This window comes from Actinoplanes sp. TBRC 11911, from assembly GCF_012933445.1.
Classification (GTDB): domain Bacteria; phylum Actinomycetota; class Actinomycetes; order Mycobacteriales; family Micromonosporaceae; genus Actinoplanes.
In genome coordinates, this window is sequence record NZ_JABBNC010000002.1 from 79,061 (window position 1) to 101,058 (window position 21,998).

Below are 21,998 nucleotides of genomic sequence, written 5' to 3' on the forward strand. Positions count from 1 at the left end.
ACGAAGAGGCCCGCTATCACAGCCGATACACGTAGGCGTCGGCGGGTTCACCGCAGTTTCGCCACCTCGTCGGCACGGAGTCAGATGAGTCAGCAGCGTCACGGAAGCACGCCCGGAGAGCCCGGGGCCGTCCCGGCCTTCCCGGATCTGCCGGAGGCGACGGTCGCGCGCCTCCCGGAATATCTGCGGGCATTGCACAACCTCGGCGAGGCCGGCGCCGACACGGTTTCCAGCGAGGGTCTGGCCGCGGCCGCCGGGGTCAACTCGGCCAAGCTGCGCAAAGACCTCTCACATCTGGGGTCGTACGGGACCCGCGGGGTCGGCTACGACGTCGCGCTCCTGATCGAGCAGATCGAGTTCGTCTTAGGTCTGGATCAGCGGCGCGCGGTCGGCCTGGTCGGCATCGGAAACCTCGGCCACGCACTGGCCGGCTACGACGGGTTCGTCAGCCGGGGTTTCAAGATCGTCGCACTGTTCGACGCCGACCCGGACAAGGTCGGCGAACGGATCCACGGCCTCACCGTGCGTCACATCGACGAGCTCGGCAAGGTCGCGTCCGAGGAGAACGTCGCGATCGGGGTGATCGCCACCCCGGCGGGGGCCGCGCAGGCCGTCGCGGACGAACTGGTCGCCGCGGGGGTGACCAGCATCCTCAATTTCGCGCCCTGCGTGTTGTCGGTTCCGCCGGGGGTAGACGTCCGGAAGGTCGATCTCGCGATCGAGCTGCAAATCCTGTCCTTCCACGAGCACCGCAAGGCCTCGCTGACCGCGCTTCCCGGCGGGCGGTCCGCGACGGGCGCGGGTAACCAGGAGGCGGTCGGGTCGTGAATCTGCTCAGCGTCGGTGCGTCCTACCGCACCGCTGACGTCGGCACGCTGGAACGCCTCACCATCGGCGACGGCGACGTGCCGGAGCTGCTGGCCAAGCTGGTCAAGCAGCCGTACGTCAACGAGGCCGCGGTCGTCTCCACCTGCAACCGGGTGGAGGTCTACGCGGCGGTCACCGGCTTCCACGGCGGACTCGCCGACGTCTGCAACGTGCTCAGCGAGATCTCCGGCATCAACGCCACCGAACTGGCCGGCCACCTGTACGTGCACTACGACGAGGCGGCGGTGCTGCACTCGTTCCGGGTGTCGTCCGGGCTCGACTCGATGGTCGTGGGGGAGTCGCAGATCCTCGGGCAGATCCGCGACGCGTACCACGCGGCCAGCGAGGCGGACACGGCCGGCCGGTTGTTGCACGAGCTGATGCAGCAGGCGCTGCGCGTGGGCAAGCGGGCGCATGCCGAGACCGGCATCGACAAGGCCGGGCAGAGCGTCGTCACCGCCGCGCTCGACGTGGCCGAGAGCCACCTGGGCGACCTGACCGGACGCAAGGCCCTGGTGATCGGGGCGGGCGCGATGGGTGCCCTCTCGGTGGCCACGCTGACCCGAGCCGGGGTCGGCCCCCTGAAGATCACGAACCGGAGCGCCGACCGGGCCGATCGGCTCGCCGAGGCGTACGGGGCCACCGCCGTGCCCTACGACCAGCTGGACGCCGCCCTGGCCGAGGCCGATCTGGTGATCACTGCGACCGCCTCGACGCTGCCGGTGCTCGATCGCGCCCGGCTGCAGGCCGCCGCCCCGCTGGTGGTGCTCGACCTGGCCGTGCCGCGCGACGTCGCGCCGGACGCCGGCGACATCGACGGCGTCACCGTGATCGACATCGACAGCCTGGCCGGTTCCCGGCGCACCCAGCCCGCCGACGCGGAGACCGCGGCGGTCGAGCAGATCGTCACCGGCGAGGTGGAACATTTCCTCGGCTGGCTGCGCGGCGCCGACATCGCACCGACCGTCGCGGCGCTGCGTAATCGCGCCGAGGACGTGGTCTCGGCCGAACTGCGTAAGCTCTACTCCCGCCGCTCGGAATTCTCCGAGGAGCAACGAGCGGATGTTTCCCGTACGCTGCACCGGGTCGTCCAGCAGTTACTGCACTCACCCACCGTGCGGGTCCGTCAGCTCGCCGCCGAACCCGGTGGTGACCAGTACGCCGCACTGCTGCGCGAGTTGTTCGACCTCGACGTCCCGCACGCCACGCAGGCAGACGCCGTCCCGGAGATCGGAGCGCAGGAGTGACCACTCCGCTACGCCTCGGCACGCGCCGCAGCGCCCTGGCCCTGGCCCAGTCCCGGACGGTCGCGGAGGCGCTGACGAAGGCCACCGGCCGCGAGGTCGTGCTGGTCGAGATCGTGACGCACGGCGACCGTTCGTCGGCCCCGGTGGCCCAGCTCGGCGTGGGTGTCTTCGTCTCCGCGCTGCGCGACGCGCTGCTCACCGGCGAGATCGACTTCGCCGTCCACTCCTATAAAGACCTGCCCACCGCGCAGCCCGCCGACCTGCGGATCGCCGCGGTGCCGCTGCGCGAGGATCCGCGCGACGTGCTGGTCGCCCGCGACGGCCGCAAGCTCGCCGAGCTTGCCCCGGGGGCCCGGATCGGCACCGGGGCGGTGCGCCGAATCGCGCAATTGCATGCTTTGGGCCTACAGTTGCAGGTCACGCCGATCCGCGGGAATGTCGACTCCCGGATCGCCCGGGTCCACGGGCCCGAGGCCGATCTGGACGCCGTCGTTGTCGCCCGGGCCGGTGTGGCGCGTCTCGGCCGGGCCGCCGAGATCGCCGAAACGCTCGACCCGATGCTCATGCTGCCCGCCCCGGCTCAGGGTGCGCTGGCGGTGGAGTGCCGGGCGAACGACACGAACATGGTCGAGCTGCTCGCCACGCTCGACCACGCACCGTCCCGCGCCGCCGTCGAGGCGGAACGGGCGATGCTCGCCACGCTGGAGGCCGGGTGCTCCGCCCCGGTCGCCGCATACGCCGAGGTCGCCGAGGGCGAGCACGGCGAGGAGATCTACTTGCGCGGTGCGGTGATCAGCCCGGATGGGGCCCGAACCATCCGGCTGTCGCGCACCGGAACGCCCGCCGACGCGGCGGAGGTCGGCAAGGCACTCGCCACCGAGCTCCTCGACGCCGGCGCCGACACCCTGATGGGGAGCCCAGAATGACCACCCGACCCGCTCGCAAGCCGGCCGGCCGCATCGCCTTCGTCGGCGCCGGACCCGGCGACCCGGAACTGCTGACCCGCCGTGCGCACGCCGCGCTGACCGAGGCCGACCAGGTGGTCTACGACCGCGGTGTGCCGGAGTCGCTGCTGACCGCCATCCGCGCCGAAGCCAAGGACGACACCCAGTTCAGCCCGGCCGAGGGCGCGCCCGGCGATGTCGCCAAGGTGCTGCTGTCCGCGGCCAAGTCCGGCCTCGCCGCCGTGCACCTGGTGTCCGGCGACCCGTTCGGCCACGAGTCCGTGGTCAAGGAGGTGCAGGCGGTCGCGCGTACGGCCGTGCACTTCGAGGTCGTGCCCGGCATCGGCCAGGCCGAGGGCGTCGCCACCTACGCGGGCGTACCGCTGCCCGGCGTACGCACCACCGCCGACGTCGGTGACGTGACCGCGCTCGACTTCGACGCGCTCGCCGCGTCCGCCCAGAAGGGCTCGTTCGCCGTGGCGGTCGACGCCGGCGACCTCGCCGCGGTCCGCGACGGCCTGCTCGCCGCGGGTGTCGAGCCCGGCACCCCGGTCGCGGTGACCGGCGACGGCACCGGCGAGACCCAGTACACGACGACCTCCACGGTCGACAGCTTCGTCGCGGCGGCGCTCGGCTTCACCGGTCGGGTGGTGCTCTCGGTGGGCGCCGACGTCGCCGAGCGCGACGCCATGAGCTGGTGGGAGAACCGCCCGCTGTACGGCTGGAAGGTGCTCGTCCCGCGCACCAAGGAGCAGGCCGGGGCGATGAGCGCGCGCCTGCGCGCGTACGGCGCGATCCCGTGCGAGGTGCCGACCATCGCGGTCGAGCCGCCGCGCACCCCCGCGCAGATGGAACGCGCCGTCAAGGGCCTGGTCGACGGCCGCTACGCCTGGGTCGTCTTCACCTCGGTGAACGCGGTCCGCGCGGTCTGGGAGAAGTTCGACGAGCACGGCCTGGACGCCCGCCACTTCGGCGGCGTCAAGATCGCCTGCATCGGCCAGGCCACCGCCGACGCGGTGCGCGCGTTCGGCATCCAGCCCGAGCTCGTCCCCGCGGACGACCAGTCCAGCGAGGGCCTGCTCGCCGAGTTCTCGCCGCACGACGAGATCCTCGACCCGGTCGGCCGGGTGCTGCTGCCCCGCGCCGACATCGCCACCGAAACCCTCGCGGCCGGGCTCATCGAGCGCGGCTGGGAGGTCGACGACGTGACCGCGTACCGGACCGTGCGGGCGGCGCCGCCGCCCGCCGAGATCCGGGACGCGATCAAGTCGGGCGGCTTCGACGCGGTGCTGTTCACCTCGTCCTCGACCGTCCGCAACCTGGTCGGCATCGCCGGCAAGCCGCACGCCCGCACGGTCGTCGCGGTGATCGGCCCGAAGACCGCCGAGACCGCCACCGAGTTCGGTCTGCGCGTCGACGTCCAGCCCCCGCACGCTTCCGTGCCGGACCTGGTCGAGGCGCTCGCGACGTACGCGGTGGAGTTGCGCGAGAAGCTGGCCGCGATGCCGGCCAAGCAGCGCCGTGGCTCGAAGGTCCAGGGACCTACCGCCCTTCGCTTCCGATAGGAAGAAACAATGTCGTTTCCGGATGACCGTCCGCGCCGCCTCCGCCGCACCCCCGCGTTGCGTCGTCTGGTGGCGGAGACCCGCGTCGCGCCGTCCGAGCTCGTGCTGCCTCTCTTTCTGAAGGAGGGGCTCACCGAGCCTCGGCCGCTCGGCTCGATGCCCGGCATCGTCCAGCACACACGTGAGTCGCTGCGCAAGGCCGCGCACGAGGCGGTTGAGGCGGGCGTCGGCGGTCTGATGCTGTACGGCGTCCCCGACACCGCCAACAAGGACGAGACCGGGTCGGCCGGGCTGGATCCGGACGGCATCCTGAACGTCGGCCTCCGGGACCTGATGGCCGAGGTGGGCGACTCCACGGTCGTGATGGGCGACCTCTGCCTGGACGAGTTCACCTCGCACGGCCACTGTGGCGTGCTGGCCTCCGACGGCTCCGTCGACAATGACGCGACATTGGCCATTTATGCGGAAATGGCGGTCGCGCAGGCGGACACCGGAGCGCACATGGTCGGCACCTCCGGAATGATGGACGGACAGGTTGGTGTGGTCCGGCACGCCCTGGACAAGGCCGGCTACCAGGACGTCTCGATCCTGGCGTACTCGGCCAAGTACGCGGGCGCCTTCTACGGTCCGTTCCGCGAGGCCGTCGAGTCGTCGCTGCAGGGCGACCGCCGGCAGTACCAGCAGGACCCGCCGAACCTGATCGAGGCCCTGCGCGAGGTCGACCTGGACGTGGCCGAGGGCGCCGACATCGTCATGGTCAAGCCGGCCCTGCCGTACCTCGACGTGATCGCCGCGGTCCGTGACCGGGTCACCGTGCCGGTCGCCGCCTACCAGGTGTCCGGCGAGTACGCGATGGTCGAGGCCGCGGCCGCCAACGGCTGGATCGATCGCGAGCGCGCCATGCTGGAGTCGCTGACCTCGATCAAGCGGGCCGGCGCGCAGATCATCCTGACCTACTGGGCCACCGAGGCCGCGCAGCTTCTCCGCTAGTCGTCGTCCACGATCGTGCCGGTCCCGGTGGTGTCCAGCCGCCGCAGGCCGGCATCGAGCCCGGCGATCGAGAGCGTCAGCGTTTCGTCGCCCTCCCGCCGGCGGTCCCCGCGCACGTTCACCGTGAACGAAGCGGCGACCTCGCCCGCAGGGATGGTCGTGCAGCCCAGGAACGGGTCGAAGTCGGTTGCCGCCAGCGCGGTGCCGGGCACGGCCGCCGCGCACACCGTCAGTTTCTGGCTCAGCGGCCTGCTCAGCGTCACCGGGAAGACCAGCCGGGCGGTGCCGGCGTTGCCCTCGGCCACGCTCGCGTCACCGACCCGGATGCCGGCCTGCGACTCGAAACGCGCCACCTGCGGATCGTGATCGCTGGTGCTCTCGCCGGCCGGCCGGTCGGCGTTGATGTGCGCGGACCGCATGTCGATGAAGTCGCCGGTCAGCTCCTGGTCGGCGAACAGGCTGTCCAGCGTCTGCGCCTGACCGTCGAACACGTACGAGTAGGCGGCCTCGGGCACGTCCATGACCAGCTCTTCCCACAGGTTGTTCAGGCCCGCCCGGTACAGCGGCCCGAGCTGGTCACCGGGGTGCGCCGGGATCGGATCGTCCGGGCGCGGGAAGACGTTCAGGTCACCGCCGTAGATCACCCGGGCGTGCGGGTGGGTGGCCTTGATGCCGGTGACGATCGCCGCCCCGTACGCGGCCTGCTCGGTTCGTTGCCCGACGCGGGTGTCCGGGCCCGACGAGAAGTGGTTGCTGATCGCCCAGAGCTGGTAGCTCGACGATGAGCCGGGCGCGGCCTTGACGGTGAAGAGCGCGACCTGCGGCGCTCGGGTGTAGACGTTGCTGCCGTCCACCCCGGTGGAGACGTCCACGTCGCTCGGCAGGGTCGCGTTGAGCGTCTTCGGGTTCGACACGTCAGAGTTGGACGCGAGCGGGGTGCCGCGATAGTCGACCCGCGGGGCGCTGCCCAGGATCGGGTCGGCCGCTGTCACCCGGGCCAGTTGGAGCCGGTCGGTGCGGTAGAGGAAGCCGGAGCTGATGCCACGGGCGTCGGCGCCGCTGCGGTCGGCTGCCGAGGCGTACGCGATCCCGCTCCTCGCCTTGATCGTCAGCGCGAGCTCCTGCAGCGTGTCCGGCATCCCGTCGGGGCCCGCGCAGGTCAGCCGGTTCTTGGTGACCGTGCACATGTCCTGGTCCTCGGCCTCCTGGGTGAGGATCAGATCCGGGCCGTGCAGATCGTCGATGATCTGGTCGGCCAGACCCACCAGCTTGCTCCCGTACGCCTCGGCACTGCTCGGCACGTAATCGAACGGTGGAGCGACGCCCGGGCAGCCGGTGTTGCCCACGAAGTCGCAGCCGTCCGACGGGTCGTCCCGGAAGTCGTAGAGGTTCTCCAGGTTGAACGTGGACACGGCCAGCTCACGGCGGCGGTCGGCGGTGGCCGGCGGGTGGTTGACCGACGGGTCGACGCCGCGGGTGAAATCCACCGCGGACACCTGGATGCCGTACTTGTTGAACGCGTAGTAGAGCCCGCCGACCGCGTCGTTGGTGACGGTGTCGAACGTGCGGGCCGGCGGCAGCACGACGCGGCTGTCGTCGGCGGCGGCCTTCAACCCCATCGGGCCGATCATGACGCGGTTGCCGTTACCGTTGTCCACCAGGCCGAACTGGTCGTCCAGCGGGTGCGCGTCGCGGAAGACGCGCCGGGTATACGGGTCCTCCCGCTTCATCAGCGGATCGTCGCGGTCGATGGCCCAGATCTCGGCGTCGTCGGTGCCGGCGAAGACCTTGGTGCCGGAAATGACCCCGGACCCGGCGCGGACCCTCATCTGCATGCCCTCGTGCCGCTCCCAGTAGGTGGCGGCGTCGCCGGCGTCGGCGGGCGGCCGGGCGTCGGTGACCTGGACGGCGCCCGTCAAGCCGGTGGCGAGGGTGGCCACGTACTCGGCGCTGGTCAGCTCGGTGAAGTTGAAGAACTCGCTGACCCGGGCGCTGATCACGATCTCGTCGCCGATTCGCGGGGTGTACCCGCCGATCAGCGTGGTGAACGCGCCCGTGTAGACGAAGATCCCGTCGGAGCTGGCCGGGTCGCCGTCCTCGCCGCCGGTGCGGCTCTGGAAGAAGAAGCCGTGCTGGTCGGTGCCGGCCTGGTCGTGCGACAGCGCGATCTGGGTGACGACGCCGCGGACCTGGTATTTGGTGGTGCTGGAGCCGTTGCCGGTGGCCGGGGCGAGGGGGGAGCGCGCGATCTTGCCTTGGACGGCGCCGATCGTGAGCGGGTCGCCGTCGGCATTCTCGCCGCCGATGCTGCGCTGTTCGCCCTGGTGTTCGCCCCGCTGTTCGCCTTGGGTCGCGCCTTGCTGGGCCTCTGTCGTGCCTTGCTGGGTTTGGGCCGTGCCTTGCTGGCCTTGGGTCGCGCCTTGCTGGGCGTGCGCCACGCCTGGGACGAGGATCGCTGCGGCCAGGATCGGCGCGACGATCGCGGGCCATATGCGCTTGTGTCGCACTGAAGCCTCCACGGCGGACTCAACGAGGGCGTAAGCCGACTGTAGAGGTTGAACTCAGTGAATGTGTTCCAAACTTTGCACAAGTTGCGCAACGTCCGCGCCGTACTCGTACCAGTCCCGGTCGGCCTGATACCCCAACTCGGCGTTGACCTTGAGCATGGACTCGTTGTTCTGCGCGTTCCACGTCTGGACTTCGCGCAGGCCAGGCTCGGCGGACCGCAGCTCGAACAGCATCCGCGCCTTGATCGCCCGGTCGATGCCGTAGCCGCGGTGCGCCCGCACGACGATCGTGTCGTACTGGTCGGCGCGTTCCGGATGCTGCGCCGGCACGACGACCTCGGTGAGCCCGGCGACGGAGCTGTCCGACTCGTCGATGGCGAGCACGATGTACGGCTTGAGGCCGCGCTTGTGCAGCGTGTTCAACGAGTCGCGAAGCCGTTGCGGATCCGACGATCGAGGCGCCAGGTCGAGATCATCGTTGTCGTCCGGCGCTTCGAGCTTTGCTTGCGCGTACGCCTCGATGAGTGATTCGGGCGGCCCCCCGGGGTGGTATTCGACCCGATATCCGGCCCCGATGTCGTTGGCCATCTCCTCCAGTACGGGCCAGTCAACCGACGCGACATTGAGCACGCTGCGCGTTTCGACGTACTCCCGCTCGAATCCGAGTTTTTCGTAGAACGGGATCGCAGGCGTTCCCCCGATGGCTTCGACACCGATCGAGGAAAAGCCTTCCAGGTACGCCCGGCGGGCCGCGAACGCCACCAGCTGGCTACCGAGTCCGCGCCGTCGCAGCCGCGGCCGCACTAACACGTCCAGCACCCCGATGTCACCCAGAAGCAGCATGCTGACGTGCGCGAAGATTTCACTCTCGCCTTCCGGCAAGCGATCATCTTCGGCGACCCAACTGATCCGGCGCTCGCCCGGCATGGTCTCGGCAAGGTACTCCCGGACCTGCACGTCCTGCCACGGTGGATCACCCGGGAGATCAACGGCCAGCGCCGCGTTCACCGTTTCCACGAGTGATCGGATTTCCCCCGCCGACGCTGACCGGGGATTCCATTCACGCACCCTCACCCGTACAGCTTGCCGGTAACGGAACAGTCTGGGAAGTGCTCCGAACGTAAATGTATAGGTCCCGTCACTGTCAGTTGAAGGTCATCTTCATCAGCGGCTCCGCTGCCCGTATTCGTTCGCGGTCTCAAACACCTTCTGCGCGTACGGCTGAACCGCGTTGTAGGACAAAATGGCTTCCCACCACGAGTCGAGCTTGGACATGTCCCGCCCGCCCTGACAGAGGTAATTCGCCGCCGCCAGCGACGCGTCGTCGATGTCGTTGGGGTCGGCGGTGCCGTTGTTGTCCGCATCCACCTTGAAGGCGAGCCAGGTCGACGGAATGAACTGAAGCGGCCCGACCGCCCGGTCGTAGGTCGTGTCCCCGTCGATCGTGCCCTGATCGGTGTCCCGGATCAGTTGCCGCCCACCCTTACCGTCCAGCGGCAGCCCGTAGATCGGCGGCTGCACCAGCCCGTCCGCCCCCAGCACGGAGGTCTTGTAGCTGCCGTGCGAGGACTCGACCTCCCCGATCGCCGCGATCGTCGTCCAGCTGAGGTGGCACGCGGGCGTGGTCCGCGCGACGACCAGCTCCGCATACCCGTAGGCCTGCACCGCCACCACCGGGATTCCCGCCTGGGTCCCGACCTGCTGCGCCCAGCCGTTGAGCACGTCCGAAGGCCGCCCCGTGGTGGTCCCCGGCACCCCGTTGTTGGCGGCGGGCGGCGTGGCGGCGCCCGTGGCCAGCCCGGTGGGAACGGTCGCCGCCCCACCACCCGGGAGCGACCCCAGCGGAAGGCTGGCCGAGGGCGCCGGCAGCGGCCCGAGCGCCCCACTGGGCCCGAAGGCCGGCGTGGCACTGGGCGAGGGCGCCGCCTCAATAGCCTGCGGCACCAGGTAGACCCCCGCCGTCCCGGCCCCCGCCAGCAGCAGAATCGCGATGACCGCCGGCACGATCAGCCGCCCACTGGGCCGCTTGGCCCAGGCAGACGTGCTGCGCCCGGCCCGCTTGACCACCCGCAGCGGACTGGCGCGCCGCAGATGCCGCGCCTTAGCCCCGCCCGCGGCCGCGCCTGTCGCTGGCGTGCTGCTGTTGCCCGCGCCTGTCGCTGGCGTGCTGCTGTTGCCCACGCCGATGGTCGGCGTGGCCGCGGGCGCTCGGGCAGCGGTGTCGCCAGCCTCTGCTGGAGCGCCAGCCGCGCCGCCTTCCACGGTCATATCCGAATTGTCGCCTAAAGATGGGCTTTGGTGGAGTCCGTCTGTCCTGGCGTCCGGTGATTCGGCAGCAGCGGCAGTGCCGTCTGATGGTCGCTCTGTCGCATCCGGCCCGGAGCCACCAGCCGAACGCTCGCCATCGCGGGGCTGCGGCGCGGCATTGGCTCGGCCGCTTCGCTCGGGAGCGCCACCGGCCTCGCGGCTCTGCGTGCCACCGGCCTCGCGGCTCTGCGTGCCACCGGCCTCGCGGCTCTGCGTGCCACCGGCCTCGCGGCTCTGCGTGCCACCGGCCTCGCGGCTCTGCGTGCCACCGGCCTCGCGGCTCTGCGTGCTACCGGAGTCGCCGCTCTGCGTGCCACCGGAGTCGCCGTTTTGTTCGGGCGTCTCACCGAGCCCGCCGCTTTGCTCTGGCGCGGTGCCTGCTTGCTCGGGTGTCGCGCCGGCGGCGTCGCCTCGCCCCGGGGCTGTCTCGTTGGTATCGCTGGGCTCGCGCGTCGCGGCAGCCGCAGCGGGCGCCACGGAGTCCGGATCGCTGCGCGCCGGCGCAGTCTGATCAGGGGCCGCGCCGGAGCTGCCGAGCGGCCCACCCTGGTGCGGCGCCGAAGCCCGCAAGGCGGGTCGGGTTGCTGGCTTTTCCTGCTGCCCGTCCGTCACGCGACCGAGAATACCGATCCCGATCTCGCGCCGGGCGGCCGCGTTGAAGCCTGTGGATAACCCGCCAAAGGCGATACGCCGGGTGCCTTTTTGTCACACCCGGGGCCTACTCTTTCCCCATGCCGCGCTACGAATTCCGATGCCGCGCCTGCGGCGACACCTTTGAGGTCAGCCGTCCCATGGCCGAGGCGTCCGCGCCGACGACCTGCCCGCAGGGCCACGACGACACGGTAAAGCTGTCATCCACGGTCGCGTTCACGGGCCGCGGTGCTCCTTCGATGCCCAGCCCGATGGCGGGCGGCGGCGGAGGCGGCTGTTGCGGCGGCGCATGCGGTTGCTGATCGGCTGAGCCAGGCCACTCGCGCCCGTCGCGGGAGGTCAGCGACAGCCTCTTGGAACGGAGGCGGGTCAAAGAGGCCCGCCGCGCGGTCCCTGCCGGGCCGTCGCGGAAGCCTGACCCGCATCCGGCGGCCAGACAGTTGGCATCATGGCGCGGCTGACGGCGTCTGAAACCAGCCGCAAAGGCTCCCGGCGAGCGCCGGGCCGGCGTGGTCGCCATCGCGCCCTGGGCGCTCTGCGAACCACAAGGTCCTCGACTGGCGCGACGAATTGTGCGGCCACTTCCGGCAGGAGCCCGAATCGAGCCCGGGACATATCGGGCTACGCCAGTGGGTCTCAGGGCCTGTGCTGACCGTGCCGCGAGCCGCGACAAGGTTGCCGGTCGCCTCCGCCACTCCGTCGAGGCGGGGCTGCCGGGGCCCTCGCGATCGCCGGGCACCTGCGGCCGTCGATCACCCGCCCAGGCCGGAGAAGCCGCCCGGAACACCAAAAGCCCACCCCGTAAGCGCCAACCCTCACCCCCCCCCGCAAGCGCCAAACCCCACCCCCGCAAGCCACCTCACCCCTGATCCGCTTGCGGCTGCGTACTTGAGACCCGCGCCCACGATGTCAAAGCTGCGTGCTGAACAGGCAAAAGGACGTCATGCCCAGGCCGGGCATGAGCTTCCCGGAGTGATGCACGCGACTTCAGGTGCCGGAAGCCGCGCGCCGCTCGTGTAGGGGGCATGCGGCAACCGCGGCGATTTCGACCCTTACGCGGTGACCGTGGCGAGCGACAAAACGGCGCACCCCGGGGTGCGCAATCAGGACAGGACGACGTGGAGGGAAATCGCACTCTTGCGGGTACGGCCGAACGGCCTGCCGGAACTGACCAACTGCGGCGTGACCCAGCTCGATCCATTTCGTTACGTCACGCGTAGTGCCGTAGAAGACTTCGATGCCCACGACGGAGTGTCCTTCGTCCGGGGTCGGCCGTGGCGGGAGGATGGTTACCGTCCGTTTCTACGATGGTCGGTAACGCTGTGATACGCCAGCATGAGACGCGACTTCCCAAAGGGGGCGGAGGTTCACCGTGTCGGGACGGACCGAGCTGCCGAGCGGGCTTGTGACCTTTATGTTCACCGACATCGAGGGCTCGACGCGACTGGCCCGAATGCTCGGCGACGATTACGGCTCGGTCCTCGGCGATCACCGTGCGGTCATGCGCGCTGCATTCCGTGACTATGGCGGTGTTGAGCTTTTCACTGAGGGTGACTCTTTCTTCGTTGCGTTCGGGGATGCGTGCGCGGCCCTCGCCGCCGCCGTGGAAGCGCAACGGCGACTGTCCGCACACGACTGGTCCTACCCGGATGTCGCACCCCGAGTGCGCATCGGCATGCACACGGGCTGGGCCAAACCGAACGGCAGCGAGTACGCCAGCATCGAGGTGCATCGAGCTGCCCGGGTGGCGGCGGCCGCGCATGGTGGCCAGATCATCTGTTCGGCGGCCACGGCACTTAAAGCCCAAAACGCCAAGACCCCTCGAAACGCTCAAAAGGCCCGAAACGGCAAAACCGAGAACCATCAACTTCTGGGCGTTCCGGTACGCCAGATCAAGGCGCGCAACGGCACAGCGGTAGCCACCCGAACCACCTTGGACCTTCTCGACCTGGGCCGGCACCGTCTCCGCGGCTTCGACGACGACGAACAGCTCTACCAGGTGATGGCCGACGGCCTGGAACGGGACTTCCCGAGGCCCCGGACGACCGCCGCGCCGATCCACAACCTGCCGGCCCCCCTCACGTCCTTCGTCGGGCGCCGGGCCGAACTGGCGGAACTGGCCGACCTGCTGACCCGGCATCGGCTGGTCACGGTGGCCGGGCCGGGCGGAGCGGGCAAGACACGGCTGTCCTTGGCGGTGGCGGAACGGTCCATCCCGGCGTACGGGGAAGGGGTCTGGAATGTCGACGCCGCAAGCGCGAAGGACGGCCTGATCCCGGCGATCGCCGCGGCCCTGGGGGTGCGCGCCGAACCGGGCCGGCCGCTGCTGGACACGCTGCTCGACCACTGCGCGGGCCGGCACATGCTGATCGTTCTGCAGACCTGCGAGATCGCGCAGGCCTCGGGCGCCACCGCGGTCCGGCAACTGCTCGCCGCCTGCCCGGGCGTGGATCTTCTGGTCACCTCGCGCGCCCCTCTCGGCGTACACGGGGAATTGGTGTGGCGAATTCCGCCGCTCTCCCCGGCCGATGTGTTCGCGCTGCTCAGCGAGCGTGCCGACGCGGCGCGCGGAGGCCGGCCGGGACCGGGTGACGACGGCACCGATCTCGACGAGGTCGCCAAGCGGCTGGAAGGCTCGCCGCTCGCGGTCGAGCTCGCCGCCGCCCGGTTGCGGCTGTTCACCGCCGGCCAGCTCGCCACCCGGCTCGACGATCCGATCCAGGCACTCGACCCGGCCACTCATGCCGACGCCGACCGGCACGACAGCCTCGAGGCCAACCTGGACTGGTCGTATCGGACCCTCACCGCGCGCGGCGCCGAGCTGCTGCGCCGCCTGGCCGTCTTCGCCGGGCCGGTCGAGCTGGGCACGGTCGAGTGGTGCGGACCGGACGCGCTCGGCGCGCTCTCCGAGCTTGCCGACAAATCGCTGGTCGAGGTCGTGCCGGGCCCGCGCTACCGGATGTCCGGGCAGGTTCGCGCGTACGCCTCCCGCAGGCTCACCGCGGCCGGCGACGAACGCGACGCGCGCGACCGCCACGTGGAATGGTCGCTGCACACCCTGGACAGCGTGGCCGTGGACACCGACGGCCAGCCCCGCACCGTCTCGTTGACCGAGCTCGCGCCGTACGTGGCCGAGTGGCAGACCGCCCTGCGCTGGACCGCGAACGGCGGCAGTGTCCGCGCCGGACTCCGCCTCGCCACCGCCCTGCAACCGTGGTGGCGTGAACACGGCAGCACGCGGGAGGGCCGTGACCTGCTGTTCCGGCTGTATCGGCGGCTGGACGGCGCGGAGATCGAGGCCGCCGACCTGGCCACCGCGTACCTGGTGCACGCGGGCCTCGCCGACGATCACGGCGAGCGTACCCGGTTCCTGGAGCGTGCCGAACGCGTGGCCCGCGCCGACGATCGGCCGGATCTGCTGGTTCGGGCGCTGGCCGGGCATCGTGCCACGCTGCTGGCGACCGGCCGGTGGGAGGAAGCGGAACGGCTCTGCCGCGAGGTGATCACGCTGGCCGAGCAGACCGGTGTGCCGCGCTCGGCGCTGCCGGCCGTGATCGCGCTGGCCGAGCTGCTGTGGCGGCGGGACGCGATCGACGAGGCGGCCGAACTGCTCGGCTCGGCCCGTCAGCTGGAGGCCGGACGACCGCAGGATCGTGGCCGGCGCACTGTCGACTGGCTGCTCGGCATGGTCGCGCTGCGCCGCCGTGACCTGGTGGCCGCGCACGACCATCTCGTGGTGGCGCTGCGGTCTCGGTTACGGCACGGCTTCTCGGGTGCCGCCGCGGACGCGGTCGCGGCGATCGCGGTCCGCTGTGCGCAGGGCGGCGACCCGGCGACCGCCGCTGTGCTTTTCGGGGGAGCGGAGGCCGCGCGGGGCGCACGTCGTACCGAGATGTTCGGACGGTTCTGGTCGGCGCAGCAGTTGTCCCTGCGGGTATCCATGGGCGATGTCGCCTTCGACGCCGCGTACGCCGACGGGGTGGGTCAAGGTTTTGATCAGATCGTGGCGTTGGCGCTGGCGGTCGAGCACCCGGATCTGGAGGACGGTGCCGCCCGTTTCGCGCAGACGCTGCGGTAGGTCGGGGGTCAGCCGCGCGGGAGCATCTTCGCGGCCTTGTCGATGTCGTCCTGCTTGACCGCGGCGACCGAGCCGAAGACGTGGACGGCCTGGTAATACGTCCAGGCTAAGGCGTTGCAGGCGGGCTGCCACCCGGAACTGTAGGTGGCGCAGACGCGCTGCAGGTCGGCGTAGAACATGCTGTCGACCCGGTCCTTGTTGGCCGGGAACGCGCCGATCGCCTTGTAGTTGCGGTAGCCGAAGTCGTGGTGCCAGCAGGAGGTGTCGAAGTTGAAGCCCAGCGGGTTGTCCGGGCTGGACGAGCAGTAATCGGTAGACCAGTCGAAGCCGTACGAAGCCCAGGGCGCGCGGTTGTTGCGGGCCGCGTTCCACTCGTTGGTGCTGGCGGCGGTGGGCTGGGTCCAGCGGGCGAGAACCGTCGCCTTGGAGTCCGCGGCGTTCGCGATGCCGGCGGGGATGAGGGCGGCGATGACCAGGGTGAGGACGAGAGCGATACGTCGAAGCATGGGCACAGTCTTCGATTGCGCCATGAACGTATATAGATGGATCGATGAAGTTGGCACTGCGTAGCGACTGCTACTCGTGGGTATTCCGGTCCGGCCCCCGATGTGATGTCCTGGAGGGCCCGCCGTGCAGCGGCAGCTATGGTGTGAGCGTGTGGGGCACTGAATGATCCATCTGCCGATGGTCCGTAAGGGACCTCTCCGGGCGCTCGGCGTGCGGCTCGCGCTCGCCGTCGGGCTCGTTCTGGTCACCGTCGCGATCATCTACGCGGACCGGGACGGCTATCGGGACGTCAACGCGGACGGCCTCACGCTGCTCGACTGCTTCTACTACGCGGTCGTCTCGCTCTCCACGACCGGGTACGGCGACATCACGCCGGTCACCCCGGACGCCCGCCTGGTCAACGTCCTGATCGTCACGCCGGCGCGCGTCCTCTTCCTGATCATCCTGGTCGGCACGACGCTCGAGGTGCTCACCGACCAGTACCGCAACACCCTGCGCGTCACCCGGTGGAGGCGAAAGTTGAAGGACCACATCATCGTCTGCGGGTACGGGACGAAGGGCCGAGCCGCCGTCGACGCGTTGCTGGAGAACGGCTACGACAAGGCGAAGATCGTCGTCGTGGAGACCAGCGAGGTGGCCGTGCGCGGTGCCGCCGCCAACGGCCTCGTGGTGATCGAGGGCAACGCGACCCGCTCGACGGTCCTCAACCAGGCGGACGTCAAGCACTGCAAGGCCGTCATCATCGCGACGGACCGCGACGAGGCCTCGGTCCTGATCACCTTGACCGTACGCCAGCTCACCGCCGGCCAGGTGCGCATCATCGCCGCCGTCCGCGAACAGGAGAACGCCGCCCTGTTGAAGCAGAGCGGCGCCCACCACGTGATCGTCTCGTCCGCGACCGCGGGCCGGCTGCTCGGCTTGACCACGACGTCGCCGCCGCTGATCGACGTGGTGGAAGACCTGCTGACCCCGGGCCAGGGCATGGCCTTGGCGATGCGCTCCGCGGAACGCGGCGAGGTCGGCACGAACCCGCGCGAGCTGGCGACGCTGGTGGTCGCCTTGATCCGCCGCGGCAAGGTGCTGCCACTGGGCGGCGACCAGTCCCCGAGCATCGAGACCGGCGACCTGCTCGTCTACATCCGAGCCGAGGAAAGCAACGTCAGCGCGACTGTCTGATTTAGAGGATGGTCCAGGTGTCCGCGGTGTTCAGCAGGCCGTCGAGCATCTCGTCCGGCGTGCCGGTGCCCTCCGCCTTCGCGTCCACCAGCTGCTTCTGCAGGATCTCGTCGTAGGTGGGGCGCTGCACGTTGCGGAAGACCCCGATCGGCGTCGTGTTCAGATCGGAGCCGGACAGCCGGGACAGGGCGAAGGCGTACGCGGGATCGTCCACCGTGGCGTCGTGGATCAGCGCGTCGCCGCCCTCCTGCACCCGCAGGCCGAACGCGCCCTCGGGATGCACCACGGAGAACTGGCCCTCGGCGCCGAACTTGATCGGCTGCCCCTGCTCGAGCCGGATCAGGTGGTCGTCCCGGGACGACGCGTCCTTGATCATCTCGAAGGCGTTGTCGTTGAAGATGTTGCAGTTCTGGTAGATCTCGACGAACGCGCTGCCCTTGTGGTCGGCGGCCGCGCGCAGCACCGACTGCAGGTGCTTGCGGTCCGAGTCGATCGTGCGGGCCACGAACGTCGCCTCCGCGCCGAGCGCCAGCGACAACGGGTTGAACGGCGAGTCCGCCGAGCCGGCCGGGGTCGATTTGGTGATCTTGCCGAGCTCGGAGGTCGGCGAGTACTGCCCTTTCGTCAGCCCGTAGATCCGGTTGTTGAACAGCAGGATCTTCAGGTTGACGTTCCGTCGCAGCGCGTGGATCAGGTGGTTGCCCCCGATCGAGAGCGCGTCCCCGTCGCCGGTCACCACCCAGACAGACAGGTCTGGGCGAGACGCGGACAGCCCGGTGGCGATCGCCGGCGCACGGCCGTGGATCGAGTGCATCCCGTACGTGTTCATGTAGTACGGGAAGCGCGACGAGCACCCGATGCCGGAGATGAAGACGATGTTCTCGCGCGGGATGCCCAGCTCCGGCATGAAGCCCTGCACCGCGGCGAGGATCGCGTAGTCACCACACCCCGGGCACCAGCGGACCTCCTGGTCGGACTTGAAGTCCTTGGCGGTCAGCTTCAACTCAACAGTGGGGCTAGCCATTCTTGACCACGTCCTCGAGCATGCTCTCCAGCGTCGCGGCGGTGAACGGAAGGCCGCTGATCTGGTTGAACGGAACGGCGTCAACCAGGTACTTCGCCCGGATCACGTGGGCGAGCTGCCCTAAATTCATTTCCGGGATCACGACCTTCTCGTACGCCTGGAGCACCTCACCCAAATTCGCCGGCAAGGGGGACAGGTGCCGCAGGTGGGCCTGCGCGATGGGCAGGCCACGTTGCCGCAACGCCCGGCAGGCGGCACCGATCGGCCCGTACGTCGAACCCCAGCCGAGCACCAGCACCCGCGCGTTCTCGTCCGGGTCGTCGACCTCGACGTCCGGCACCTCGATGCCCTCGATACGCGCGGCCCGGGTGCGGACCATGAACTCGTGGTTCGCCGGGTCGTACGAGATGTCGCCGGTCTTGTCCGCCTTCTCCAGGCCGCCGATGCGGTGCTCGAGACCGGGCGTGCCGGGGATCGCCCACGGCCGCGCCATCGTCTTCGGATCGCGCAGGTACGGCAGGAAGCGGCCGTCCTCGCCGTTCGGCGTGCGGGCGTACTCGACGCTCAGATCGGGCAGCTCACCGGCCTCGGGCAGCAGCCACGGCTCGGACCCGTTCGCCACGTAGTTGTCGGAGAGCAGGATGACCGGGGTGCGGTAGGTCAGCGCGATCCGGGCCGCCTCGATCGCCGCGTGGAAGCAGTCCGACGGCGACTTCGGCGCGATCACCGCGAGCGGCGCCTCACCGTGCCGGCCGTACAACGCCATGTTCAGATCGGCCTGCTCGGTCTTGGTCGGCATGCCGGTGGACGGGCCCGCCCGCTGCACGTCGACGATCACCAGCGGCAGCTCCAGCGCGATCGCCAGCGAGATCGTCTCGCCCTTGAGCGCGACACCGGGACCCGAGGTCGTGGTGACACCCAGGGCTCCCCCGTACGCCGCCCCGAGCGCGGCACCCACGGCGGCGATCTCGTCCTCGGCCTGCATGGTGGTGATGCCGAAGCGTTTGTGCTTGGACAGCTCGTGCAGGATGTCGGAGGCCGGCGTGATCGGATAGGCCCCGAGGAACAGCGGCAGCTTGGACCGCACGCTCGCGGCCACCAGCCCGAGCGCGAGCGCCTGGTTGCCGGTGACGTTCCGGTACGTGCCCGGACGCATCTTCGCGGGCTTCACCTCGTACCGCACGGAGAAGTCCTCGGTGGTCTCGCCGAAGTTCCACCCGGCCTGGAACGCCGCCTTGTTCGCCGCGACCAGGTCGGGGCGCTTGGCGAACTTGCGCTCCAGGAAGCGCAGCGTCGACTCGAACGGCCGCGAATACATCCAGGAGAGCAGGCCCAGCGCGAACATGTTCTTGGCGCGCTCGGCGTCCTTCTTCGAGACGCCCAGGCCGTCCAGCGCGCCCACCGTCATCGAGGTCAGCGCGACCGGGTGCACCGCGTACGCGTCCAGCGAGCCGTCGTCCAGCGGGTTCGCCGCGTAGCCCACCTTGCCGAGGTTGCGCTTGGTGAACTCGTCGGTGTTGAGGATGATGTCGGCGCCCTGCGGCAGGTCGGAGATGTTCGCCTTGAGCGCGGCGGGATTCATCGCGACCAGAACGTTCGGCGCGTCGCCGGGCGTGAGGATGTCGTAGTCGGCGAAGTGCACCTGGAAGCTCGACACACCCGGCAGGGTGCCTGCTGGTGCGCGGATCTCCGCCGGGAAGTTGGGCAGAGTCGAGATGTCGTTGCCGAGTTGCGCGCTTTCCGACGTCAATCGATCACCGGTGAGCTGCATGCCGTCGCCTGAGTCGCCCGCGAACCGGATCACCACCCGGTCCAGCTGTTCGACCCGCTTCGCTCCAGCGGACACGTTCCAACCCTCCTATGGGCGCCGGCCGGTGGGTTGAGCGCATCGATGAGCCGGCCCCGCGTTCGTCATACCCAGCCTACGTCGCCGCTCCTTACGGAGAGGTCACGGCCGGGGACCACAGTAACTATGTGGCGCTCGCCGGAGCCAGTTGGTGTCCACCATCCGGTTGCCCCGGGCGTCGCGCTTCGTCCATTAGGCTGTCGCTTCGTGGACGGATATCTCGGTTCGTACGCCATCCTGGGGTTGGTGCTGGCCGCCGGGGTGATCGTCTTTGTCGGTGCATTCAGCGCGAACAAGCTGCTTCGCCCGTCCGACCCGGCTTCGCCGCCCGGCAAGTTCATCCCGTACGAGAGCGGAATTGACCCGGTTGGCGGAGATTGGGCACAGGCGCAGATCCGATATTACGTCTATGCCTACCTGTACGTCCTTTTCGCCGTGGAGGCCGTTTTCCTCTTTCCGTGGGCGGTCGTCTTCGATCTGCCCGGGTTCGGCGCGGCCACGTTGACCGAGATGGGCGTATTCGTGGCGGTGCTCGCGCTGGGCATTCTCTATGCGTGGCGCAAGCGCATCTTGACCTGGACCTGACCTTACTGCCGCATAACGGTCGGGGTGGCGGGCTCGCCAGGCGCGGGCCGCCGTGCCAACATCGTGCGCATGGGCCAGCTTCTCCTTTATCTCGTCGGCGCATTGGTCGTGGCCGCGATCGTGTTCGGCGTGACCGCGATGTTCGGCGGCGGCGACAACGGATTGTCGCCGGCCGAGCCGGACGGCCATGCCGTTCCGCTGCCCAGCGACCGCCCGCTCGGTGAGCAGGACCTCGAGCGCACGATGTTCGACACCGCCTGGCGCGGCTACCGGATGGCCCAGGTCGACCAGGCGCTGCAGCGCGCCGCCTACGACATCGGGTACAAGGACGAGCTGATCGGCGTGCTGGAGGCGGAAGTGGCCGCGCTGCGCGAGGGCCGGACCGCCGACGCGGACGCGCTGCGCCGCGCCCGGGAAGCGGCGGTCGCCCCGGCCGACCAGCCGGCGAACGCGCCCGCGCCACTGATCAAGGGAGAGCGAGCCATCGAGGTGACCGTCGTGCCCGCCACGAAACCGGCCGAGCCGCCGGCCGGTGAACCGGTCGAGGAAGACAAGCCCGAGGCGGTGGAGCGCCGGTGAGCGCCACCGAGCCCGGGCTGGGCGACGCCGCCCAACCGGGTTCCGGCGAGGTCACCGCCACGGTCATCGTCAACGCCCCCGCCCCACGCGTGTTCGCCGCGCTGATGAGCTGGGAGAAGCAGTCCGAGTGGATCCCGTTCACCAAGGTGCGGGTGGTCCGCGGCGACGGCGGCGAGGGCAGCCTGGTCGAGGCCATCACCGCGATCGGGCCGGCCGCCCTGCGCGACGAGCTCGAGGTCGTCAAGGTCAACCCCCCTTTCGAGGTCCGCGTCGTGCACTGCGGCAAGGTGCTGCGCGGCCCCGGATCGATGCGCTGTACGGCGATGTCCGGCGACCGGACGCAGGTCGTGCTGCACGAGTGGTTCCACCTGCCGGCCGGCGCGTTCGGCAAGGTGACCTGGCCGGTGCTGTGGCCGGGCTCGAAGCTGGGCTTCACCGGCGCGCTGCGCAAGTTCGGGCGGCTCGTCGAGCAGGGCCGACTGCCCTAACCGAAAATGTCAGGGGCCCCCTTTAAGGTGGCCGCCATGGATGACACCTCTGGGCTGGTCGTCGGCGCGGACGGCCAGGCTCGCTGTTCGTGGGCGAGCAGCACGCCGGACTACATGGCCTATCACGACCACGAGTGGGGCAAGCCGGTGCTCGGCGACGACGCCCTGTTCGAGCGCATGTCCCTGGAGGCGTTCCAGTCCGGCCTCGCCTGGATCACCATCCTGCGCAAGCGGCCGGCGTTCCGGGCCGCGTTCGCCGGCTTCGTCATCGAGAAGGTCGCGGCCTTCTCCGACACCGACCACGCCCGCCTGATGGCCGACGCCGGCATCGTCCGCAACCGCATGAAGGTCGACGCCACGCTGCACAACGCCCGCGTCGCCGCCGACCTGCCGGACGGCCTGGCCGGGCTGCTCTGGTCGTACGCGCCGGATCCGACCCCGCCGCGCCCGGCCGCCCGCGCCGACGTCCCGGCGCTCACCCCCGAGTCCACGGCCATGGCCAAAGATCTCAAGAAGCGCGGATTCAAATTCGTCGGGCCCACCACGGCGTACGCGTTGATGCAGGCCACCGGCATGGTCGACGACCACTTGGCGGGTTGCTGGGTCCCGCCGCACAAACGTCCGGCCACCCCGTGAT

At 70.0% G+C, this 21,998-nt stretch carries 17 protein-coding genes and 1 pseudogene; 12 read left to right on the plus strand and 6 right to left on the minus strand.

The features are described 5' to 3' along the window. The first annotated feature begins 84 nt into the window (after positions 1–84). The 5 genes from HH310_RS03390 to hemB are packed head-to-tail and all read left to right on the plus strand — an operon-like array spanning position 85 to position 5,613. Positions 85–828 carry a redox-sensing transcriptional repressor Rex gene (locus HH310_RS03390; RefSeq protein ID WP_169173901.1) on the plus strand — a complete coding sequence of 248 codons (744 nt, stop codon included), beginning with the start codon at positions 85–87 and terminating at the stop codon, positions 826–828. Next, positions 825–2,114: a glutamyl-tRNA reductase gene (locus tag HH310_RS03395; RefSeq protein ID WP_169173902.1), complete on the plus strand. Its 1,290-nt coding sequence runs from the start codon at positions 825–827 to the stop codon at positions 2,112–2,114. Before HH310_RS03390 ends, HH310_RS03395 begins: the two co-directional genes overlap by 4 nt. After that, the gene (hemC, locus tag HH310_RS03400; RefSeq protein WP_169173903.1) at positions 2,111–3,040 is read left to right on the plus strand and encodes a hydroxymethylbilane synthase; all 930 of its coding nucleotides are present in this window, start codon (positions 2,111–2,113) and stop codon (positions 3,038–3,040) included. Before HH310_RS03395 ends, hemC begins: the two co-directional genes overlap by 4 nt. Further along, positions 3,037–4,623: a uroporphyrinogen-III synthase gene (locus HH310_RS03405; protein WP_169173904.1), complete on the plus strand. Its 1,587-nt coding sequence runs from the start codon at positions 3,037–3,039 to the stop codon at positions 4,621–4,623. The genes hemC and HH310_RS03405 overlap by 4 nt, the downstream gene beginning before the upstream one ends. 9 nt (positions 4,624–4,632) lie before the next feature. Continuing rightward, entirely contained in the window at positions 4,633–5,613 is a 981-nt protein-coding gene (gene hemB / locus HH310_RS03410; RefSeq protein ID WP_169173905.1) for a porphobilinogen synthase, read from the plus strand. Here the strand turns inward: hemB and HH310_RS03415 are convergent. The 3 genes and pseudogenes from HH310_RS03415 to HH310_RS45215 form a co-directional block, all read right to left on the minus strand. Then, positions 5,610–7,889, minus strand: a pseudogene (locus HH310_RS03415) (endonuclease); the annotation flags it as partial. The gene hemB and the pseudogene HH310_RS03415 overlap by 4 nt on opposite strands. A 285-nt stretch (positions 7,890–8,174) precedes the next feature. Continuing rightward, entirely contained in the window at positions 8,175–9,194 is a 1,020-nt protein-coding gene (locus tag HH310_RS03420; RefSeq protein ID WP_169173907.1) for a GNAT family N-acetyltransferase, read from the minus strand. A gap of 90 nt (positions 9,195–9,284) precedes the next feature. Next, on the minus strand, positions 9,285–11,039 hold the full coding sequence (locus HH310_RS45215) for a lytic murein transglycosylase (protein WP_169173908.1): 1,755 nt from the start codon (positions 11,037–11,039) through the stop codon (positions 9,285–9,287). 119 nt (positions 11,040–11,158) lie between these two features. Here HH310_RS45215 and HH310_RS03430 point away from each other — a divergent pair, with 119 nt between their 5' ends. After that, positions 11,159–11,380, plus strand: coding sequence for a zinc ribbon domain-containing protein (locus HH310_RS03430; RefSeq protein WP_169173909.1), 222 nt, complete (start codon positions 11,159–11,161; stop codon positions 11,378–11,380). Between the two features lie 1,070 nt (positions 11,381–12,450). Continuing rightward, positions 12,451–15,156 (plus strand): adenylate/guanylate cyclase domain-containing protein, encoded by a 2,706-nt coding sequence (locus HH310_RS03435; RefSeq protein ID WP_169173910.1) that lies wholly within the window; start codon positions 12,451–12,453, stop codon positions 15,154–15,156. 8 nt (positions 15,157–15,164) lie between these two features. Here the strand turns inward: HH310_RS03435 and HH310_RS03440 are convergent, their stop codons facing one another. After that, positions 15,165–15,662, minus strand: coding sequence for a phospholipase (locus HH310_RS03440; protein ID WP_169173911.1), 498 nt, complete (start codon positions 15,660–15,662; stop codon positions 15,165–15,167). A 163-nt stretch (positions 15,663–15,825) separates the two neighbouring features. On the opposite strand from HH310_RS03440, the gene HH310_RS03445 reads away from it, so the two are divergent. Further along, the gene (locus HH310_RS03445; RefSeq protein WP_169173912.1) at positions 15,826–16,839 is read left to right on the plus strand and encodes a TrkA family potassium uptake protein; all 1,014 of its coding nucleotides are present in this window, start codon (positions 15,826–15,828) and stop codon (positions 16,837–16,839) included. Position 16,840: 1 nt separating this feature from the next. Here HH310_RS03445 and HH310_RS03450 read toward each other — a convergent pair whose 3' ends face one another. Continuing rightward, the gene (locus HH310_RS03450) at positions 16,841–17,863 is read right to left on the minus strand and encodes a 2-oxoacid:ferredoxin oxidoreductase subunit beta (protein WP_169173913.1); all 1,023 of its coding nucleotides are present in this window, start codon (positions 17,861–17,863) and stop codon (positions 16,841–16,843) included. Continuing rightward, complete coding sequence (locus HH310_RS03455; protein WP_169173914.1) at positions 17,856–19,709, minus strand: 2-oxoacid:acceptor oxidoreductase subunit alpha; 1,854 nt, start codon at positions 19,707–19,709, stop codon at positions 17,856–17,858. The genes HH310_RS03450 and HH310_RS03455 overlap by 8 nt, the downstream gene beginning before the upstream one ends. A gap of 207 nt (positions 19,710–19,916) precedes the next feature. Between HH310_RS03455 and ndhC the strand changes: the two genes are divergently transcribed. From ndhC to HH310_RS03475, 4 genes are all read left to right on the plus strand, one after another. After that, complete coding sequence (gene ndhC / locus HH310_RS03460) at positions 19,917–20,294, plus strand: NADH-quinone oxidoreductase subunit A (protein ID WP_169173915.1); 378 nt, start codon at positions 19,917–19,919, stop codon at positions 20,292–20,294. Between the two features lie 69 nt (positions 20,295–20,363). After that, positions 20,364–20,873, plus strand: coding sequence for a DivIVA domain-containing protein (locus HH310_RS03465; protein ID WP_169173916.1), 510 nt, complete (start codon positions 20,364–20,366; stop codon positions 20,871–20,873). Then, positions 20,870–21,361: an SRPBCC family protein gene (locus tag HH310_RS03470; RefSeq protein WP_169173917.1), complete on the plus strand. Its 492-nt coding sequence runs from the start codon at positions 20,870–20,872 to the stop codon at positions 21,359–21,361. The genes HH310_RS03465 and HH310_RS03470 overlap by 4 nt, the downstream gene beginning before the upstream one ends. A 36-nt stretch (positions 21,362–21,397) precedes the next feature. Further along, positions 21,398–21,997 carry a DNA-3-methyladenine glycosylase I gene (locus HH310_RS03475; RefSeq protein WP_169173918.1) on the plus strand — a complete coding sequence of 200 codons (600 nt, stop codon included), beginning with the start codon at positions 21,398–21,400 and terminating at the stop codon, positions 21,995–21,997. Position 21,998 lies beyond the last annotated feature (1 nt).

What these genes read in the sequence shown, in the direction of transcription:
- HH310_RS03390 (WP_169173901.1), top strand. Translation starts at nt 85, where the DNA reads ATGAGTCAGCAGCGTCACGGAAGCACGCCCGGAGAGCCCGGGGCCGTC.
- HH310_RS03405 (WP_169173904.1), top strand. Translation starts at nt 3,037, where the DNA reads ATGACCACCCGACCCGCTCGCAAGCCGGCCGGCCGCATCGCCTTCGTC.
- hemB (WP_169173905.1), top strand. Translation starts at nt 4,633, where the DNA reads ATGTCGTTTCCGGATGACCGTCCGCGCCGCCTCCGCCGCACCCCCGCG.
- HH310_RS03430 (WP_169173909.1), top strand. Translation starts at nt 11,159, where the DNA reads ATGCCGCGCTACGAATTCCGATGCCGCGCCTGCGGCGACACCTTTGAG.
- HH310_RS03440 (WP_169173911.1), bottom strand. Translation starts at nt 15,662, where the DNA reads ATGCTTCGACGTATCGCTCTCGTCCTCACCCTGGTCATCGCCGCCCTC.
- HH310_RS03445 (WP_169173912.1), top strand. Translation starts at nt 15,826, where the DNA reads ATGATCCATCTGCCGATGGTCCGTAAGGGACCTCTCCGGGCGCTCGGC.
- HH310_RS03450 (WP_169173913.1), bottom strand. Translation starts at nt 17,863, where the DNA reads ATGGCTAGCCCCACTGTTGAGTTGAAGCTGACCGCCAAGGACTTCAAG.
- HH310_RS03465 (WP_169173916.1), top strand. Translation starts at nt 20,364, where the DNA reads ATGGGCCAGCTTCTCCTTTATCTCGTCGGCGCATTGGTCGTGGCCGCG.
- HH310_RS03475 (WP_169173918.1), top strand. Translation starts at nt 21,398, where the DNA reads ATGGATGACACCTCTGGGCTGGTCGTCGGCGCGGACGGCCAGGCTCGC.